10 protein-coding genes and 1 pseudogene are annotated in these 5,433 nt (G+C 38.5%); 6 read left to right on the top strand and 5 right to left on the bottom strand.

Going from position 1 to position 5,433, the window contains the following annotated elements; translation table 11 throughout:
• Both ACFINW_RS09375 and ACFINW_RS09370 read left to right on the top strand, forming a co-directional pair.
• On the top strand, window positions 1-762 hold a 762-nt coding region (locus tag ACFINW_RS09375; RefSeq protein ID WP_375674242.1), incomplete at its 5' end, for a major capsid protein.
• A gap of 1 nt (window position 763) precedes the next feature.
• Window positions 764-1,120 (top strand): hypothetical protein, encoded by a 357-nt coding sequence (locus tag ACFINW_RS09370; RefSeq protein ID WP_375674241.1) that lies wholly within the window; start codon window positions 764-766, stop codon window positions 1,118-1,120.
• 27 nt (window positions 1,121-1,147) lie between these two features.
• On the opposite strand, the gene ACFINW_RS09365 is transcribed toward ACFINW_RS09370, so the two are convergent.
• On the bottom strand, window positions 1,148-2,233 hold the full coding sequence (locus ACFINW_RS09365) for a hypothetical protein (protein ID WP_375621835.1): 1,086 nt from the start codon (window positions 2,231-2,233) through the stop codon (window positions 1,148-1,150).
• 372 nt (window positions 2,234-2,605) lie between these two features.
• Between ACFINW_RS09365 and ACFINW_RS09360 the strand changes: the two genes are divergently transcribed.
• Window positions 2,606-3,334, top strand: a complete 729-nt coding sequence (locus ACFINW_RS09360) for a phage antirepressor KilAC domain-containing protein (RefSeq protein ID WP_375621834.1) — start codon at window positions 2,606-2,608, stop codon at window positions 3,332-3,334.
• Entirely contained in the window at window positions 3,331-3,609 is a 279-nt protein-coding gene (locus ACFINW_RS09355) for a hypothetical protein (protein ID WP_375674240.1), read from the top strand. Before ACFINW_RS09360 ends, ACFINW_RS09355 begins: the two co-directional genes overlap by 4 nt.
• Window positions 3,610-3,654: 45 nt before the next feature.
• Here the strand turns inward: ACFINW_RS09355 and ACFINW_RS09350 are convergent, their stop codons facing one another.
• From ACFINW_RS09350 to ACFINW_RS09335, 4 genes are read right to left on the bottom strand one after another with little or no spacing between them, the layout of a single operon-like run.
• Complete coding sequence (locus ACFINW_RS09350; RefSeq protein WP_375621833.1) at window positions 3,655-3,801, bottom strand: CopG family antitoxin; 147 nt, start codon at window positions 3,799-3,801, stop codon at window positions 3,655-3,657.
• A gap of 42 nt (window positions 3,802-3,843) precedes the next feature.
• Window positions 3,844-4,161: a type II toxin-antitoxin system HicB family antitoxin gene (locus ACFINW_RS09345; protein ID WP_375641112.1), complete on the bottom strand. Its 318-nt coding sequence runs from the start codon at window positions 4,159-4,161 to the stop codon at window positions 3,844-3,846.
• A gap of 38 nt (window positions 4,162-4,199) precedes the next feature.
• Complete coding sequence (locus ACFINW_RS09340; RefSeq protein WP_012754724.1) at window positions 4,200-4,472, bottom strand: CopG family antitoxin; 273 nt, start codon at window positions 4,470-4,472, stop codon at window positions 4,200-4,202.
• Window positions 4,459-4,758 (bottom strand): BrnT family toxin, encoded by a 300-nt coding sequence (locus ACFINW_RS09335; RefSeq protein ID WP_012754723.1) that lies wholly within the window; start codon window positions 4,756-4,758, stop codon window positions 4,459-4,461. Before ACFINW_RS09335 ends, ACFINW_RS09340 begins: the two co-directional genes overlap by 14 nt.
• Window positions 4,759-4,834: 76 nt before the next feature.
• On the opposite strand from ACFINW_RS09335, the gene ACFINW_RS09330 reads away from it, so the two are divergent.
• Window positions 4,835-5,377, top strand: coding sequence for a hypothetical protein (locus ACFINW_RS09330; protein ID WP_375674239.1), 543 nt, complete (start codon window positions 4,835-4,837; stop codon window positions 5,375-5,377).
• Window positions 5,358-5,433, top strand: a pseudogene (locus ACFINW_RS09325) (phage baseplate assembly protein V); the annotation flags it as partial. The gene ACFINW_RS09330 and the pseudogene ACFINW_RS09325, both read left to right, overlap by 20 nt.

The raw sequence follows: 5,433 nt of genomic DNA, 5'->3' as shown, positions 1-5,433 counted from the left end.
GATCAGTTAGAGACAGCAATGAAATATATTGCCAGAAAACAAAAGAAACTGATTTCTGAAATAGAATTGACATGGGAGAATATGCAACTCGGTGCTGTTCAAGGTGTTGTCCTTGATGCTGATGGCTCTGTTATTGTCGATTGGTACAAAGAATGGGAAATCACACCACCAAAGCCCATTGACTTTAAACTAAATACAGAAACAACCAATGTTGCTGACAATGTTGATCGGGTCATTATGAGGATGATTGAGGCTTCAAAAGGAGCATTTTCTGATCGTTCACGGATTATTGGGCTTTGTGGAAATGAATTCTTTTCCAAATTGAAAAACCATAAAACAATTCGTGAAACCTATTTAAACACAGCCTTAGCACAGACACTCAATAGCGCTGGAGGTGTTGCAACACCAAGCACTCTTGGCTCGGGGAGCTTTGGCAGTTTTGACTTTGCAGGTGTCACTTTCATTAATTACCGGAGTATCCACAACTATAATGTGAGTGCGAAGGCTGGAACAAAGCGCGCCATAGGAATTAAGCCTGATGAATGTCAATTCTTTCCTGTTGATGCGCCAGGTGTATTCCAAAAAACCTTTGCTCCTGGTGAAAGCTTGGATTTTGCCAACACCGTTGGGAAGCCTCTCTACACGATGTTGATCGTTGATCACGACCGTAATGCATGGGTAAAACCGGAGGTCTATAGCTATCCGCTTTACATCTGTACACGCCCTGAAATGCTGTTTAAAGCCGTGATTGGAGCGAAATAACATGCGATGGCACGGGCTGCTAAACCAAATGGTTAAAGATGTGCGCAACACCTTTGGGCAGCCCATCATCTACACGCGAAAAGACAATCAGCAATCTTTTCGTATCACAGCGATTTACACCATTAAACATTCGGAATCGGACGCCGGTGGCAGAATTCCTACCACAATTGCAAGAAAGGAACTTGATCTTTGTATCAATGACATTGGAGGATTACCACCAAAACCGGAAGATAATGTTGTAATCATTTCCCCTGAAAACAGCAAAGCTCCCTCTTCTCAAGAGCACTTCGTGATCACAGATGTCCAAGCCTCTGAATCCGGTATGTATAAGCTTATCTTGCGGGAGAAAAAACAATGAGGAACCTTTGTCTTGTGTGTTTCAAAATCAATAAGGCTGCCCAAGAACCCGGATTACTGCTGCAAACCTTGGATTTGGAATAGCACTAAATCGGTAATTCCATGGTGCGCCGGTACGGTGACTGATGTGACATCCTTGGTATGTTATAGTTACTGATGCAATTCTTGCCCAAGTAGTCCTTTCATTATCTTCAGGGCTTTCAAATACAATAGCTTGATTTGTTACTAAAAGACGTCCTAAAATTGGAGTATTTTCGCCAATATCAAAGGTAACGCGTTCTTGAACTCCCAACAGTTTTTCATTTTGTACTAAACGATAATCATATTCACTTGCGTCAAGTTCTTGAAACATTTCACATGCTTCCTCAAAATTAGAGGGAGGAATATCTGATTGCCACAGAGCAACTTCTTGCTCAAAGCTTTTTTCCTTTTTTGTCTCACGATAGGCAATAATAACAAAAATTAAAACAATAAAAATGGGTACTAATAACCATGGCGTAATAGTTACTGTTACCACAATGCCTCCAATCAGTAGAGCACAAAGAAGAACGATCTGTACCCTCTTTTCTAACCGTTTTTTTTCAAGTTCCGGCGACATTTTATTAACAACTGATAAATCAGAAGAAGGATGGATATGCGGGGGAGGCATTAAAACCTGCTCTGAAACCTTTTCTTTAAAACGTTTGTTGCGTTTATCTTGCCAATGAACAAAAATAGACAATGCAATAAATGCAAAGAAAATTAACCTGAACCATCCCCAAAAACCTAGACCATCATTTTCGTCTGACTTTTTATCTTGAACATGGATACTTTGCTTATCAGTATTCTCAGGTAGTGCCTTTGTCACGCTTTCATTTTGAGTAGCAACATCTATTAATAAAGTTGAGGAGGAGGAAAAAATTTCATTATTGTACGCAACTTGATCTGGTTTGATTTTGTGAAAAAAAAACGCACCTAATATTGCAGAGCCGAGAAATAATAAGACTCCAATGCCAAGGGTTTTCAATCCATTTTTGCACCATTTTTTTATACACACTAAAACAAGTCCGACAACCATCACCGGTAACGACAACAAACATACGATCATCGCAATTGTATCAAGTATGTCGAGCATTATTGTCCCCTCCACTATAAATAAAAAACTAAGCTGGAAAATCTAAAGTGAGTCGACAAATAAAGTAAATATGTGCTTATGATTTTTAGAAAAAAGTGATATTATTATAGGAGTATGAATAATCGAAACAGGAACCTAACGAACACCTTAAATACTAAGCAGATAAGCTACCGAGATAGTTTATTTTCGCACATTAAAGGCTTTGACTTATTGTATGTTACACGCATATAATGATCTCGTCGGGTGTGGTTATGCTATACAATACTCTTGATGGGAAAAGCATAACGACGGACTATTGGCCGTGTTTTTGAGCACCCGGCACTTTATTTATAAAAGTGTCAATCAAAAACGTCTAACCAATAGGAGTTCATCATGAACACTCTTATAGAAATTAAAGGAAACACTGCTAATAGTGCTATCCATCAAACTATGTCTAGTCGTGAAATTGCTGATTTGTGTAAAAAGCAGCACGCACATATTATGCGTGATATCAAGAAGATGCTTGAAGAACTTAACGGCTCCAAATTTGGATTGGTTGATTTTATCGGTACTTACGTTGATGCAAAAGGTGAAAGCCGCCCTTGTTATAACTTACCTAAGCGCGAATGTTTAATTCTTGTTTCTGGTTACAGTACTGCTTTACGAGCAAAGATTATTGACCGCTGGCAAGAGTTGGAAAAGCAGGTAGCTGTTCCACAGATAGACTACTCAAGTCCTCAAGCAATGATTGGCTTTTTGACACATTTACAAAACCAAATTGAGCAAAAGGATAACACCATTGCTGAATTAGCACCAAAAGCAAAAGCTTTGGAAGGTTTAAAACGCTCTGATGGGTTGTTTGGTCTTATTGAAGCAGCAAAGATGCTTGAAGTACGACCAAAGGATTTAACGGATTACTTGCGTAAACATGATTGGGTGTATCGACGTGCTCCAGGGGCGCCATTGTTACCTTATCAGGATAAGATCAAGAAAGGATTCATGGATTGCCCTGCTATTACCATTCAAAGACCGGATGGAACAGAAAAGGTGCTGCCTTCAACGAAAATCACATCTAGAGGATTGGCATGTTTGAGAGAACAAATCTTTGGGGGTGTGCAATGAATAGCAGTGTCGACTTCTTATGCGATTTGTGGCTGTCGTTGTTTAAGCTTTCTAATCATCGAGGTATTGGAGATGAGGACTGCAATGCTATAGTTGAGGTTATGGAATCGGTCGTAGATGCTCTGGTTTTAAAGCTTCAAGATGACGTGCCCAATATTACAAAAATCTTGGCAATTTTGACAGATTTTGGAGCTTCAGAACTTCCACATCGTATGGATTCTTTGTTGCGAACTTATGAACCAAATTTAGACAACCCCATTAAAAAGGTTGCTTAATTTAAAAACACATCTTCCCTCCCCGTTCTCAAAATGGGGAGGTGGTTAAGAAACTTCTTTAGGTAAGAACTCAAAATGAACGGGTTTAAAACCAGTTAAGTCATAATCTGTAAGATCTGCAGTATCAACAAAGTTTTCTGCTTCTTTATCCGTCTTAAAAACGGGTATTTGTTTTAATTTAGAGGTTTTCATAAGAATTAATTTTCTTTTAGTACGTATAGACTTTTAAAAGATTCAAAGTTTAGAGGAAATGTATCTGTTGAAACTCACACCATTTTCAGCGGCTTGTATTGCAAGTTTTCTATGGAGCTCTGGTGGTATTCTTAATTGAAACTTACCACTGTATTTACCATGTGACAAAGGCACAGGAACTTCTTCTCCATTATGTTGCATGTCCTCAACAACTTCTGAAACAAGGTCCATAATACCTTTTAAAGCTTTCTCTGCTTGAGCATCTAACCATGAAAGGGATGGGAATTCTGCACACAATCCGACATATTCCTCATCTTCTTGCGACCACAAAACACGATAGGTATAATGATTATTGTTCATGTTTCATCCTTTCTTGTATCCTCTACAGAGGATATGGATCAATTACGATGGCTTTTTCGTAAATCTCGTTCGATGAGATGTCGAACATAGCGTGTGTAAGGGATAGCTTGATTTTTAGCTTTTTCCTTTAAAGCCTTCATAAGTGCTTGAGGTAAGCGAATATTCATAGAGGCTTCTTTAGGTAAGAATTCAAAATGAACAGGCTTAAAACCAGTTAAGTCATAATCAGTAAGATCTGCAGTATCAACAAAGTTTTCTGCTTCTTCATCCGTCTTAAAAACGGGCATTTGTTTTAATTTAGAGGTTTTCATAAAAATCAATCTCCTTTTGGTGCATATAACGAGCGCTAATAGGACGTACAAACAATTCGTTCTTTATTGTTCTTAAGGTAAAAACTAAAAAAATATATCGTTCATTATAGCTTCGTCCAATGGCTCTGAAACGCTCTTCTTTAATATTGGGGTCATGCTTTATGACGAGATTTCCAGGTTCAGTGAATAAATACTCAATTTCTTTTTTAGAAACTCCATGTTTGGCACATTTTGGCCAGTTACCATCATCCCAATTTATGCCATGAACTTTGATGTTTGCTACCATAACGAATGTATATCAAAATGTATCCACAAATACAATAAAAATGATTAAAAATCAATCTATTTGAACAGGAGCCCCCATGCATCCGAGAGAAACGATAAGAGAAACATTTGTTGCTTTGATAAAGGCAGCAAAGACGGCAGCTGGTGACAATGTTTTCAATATGCGTGACTTCAATTTATTTATTGAAGCAATGCCAGCTATTAATATCTCAACGCAAAGTGAAACCATTGAAGATGGCTATGATTATGGAGTAAGACGGCGTGTTTTAACGCTAGATGTTGAATGCTATGCAACATGTGAAGATGGCGCACGTTTTGTTGATCAATTAGCATGGGAAGTTGAGGAGGTTTTCTACGCTAATCCCAATCTCAACAACACAGTTGAAACATGCCGCCTGCAAAATATTGCTTTTGCCTTTGGTGATAATGGCGCTCTAGCACTCCACGGTGCAATTTTAACCTTTGACGTAACTTACGTCACCAATATCCCCTGCCTTGATGAAGGAAAGGCAACCGAAAGAGTTGTTGAACCCGTTGTCGGTTTTAAACCAGAAACAGGCGTGAAAAACAAAGATAAATACCATAAAATCGAGGTTACTCATGTTAGAGCGGCGCGATAAAGAAATCACAGATCTAAAGAGACGTGTGGCAAATATGGTTGTGGTGGGGAAGATTA

This window comes from Bartonella sp. AA18HLJMS (genome assembly GCF_042197245.1).
Lineage (GTDB): Bacteria > Pseudomonadota > Alphaproteobacteria > Rhizobiales > Rhizobiaceae > Bartonella.
This window is presented reverse-complemented; position numbering and strand designations above follow the sequence as displayed.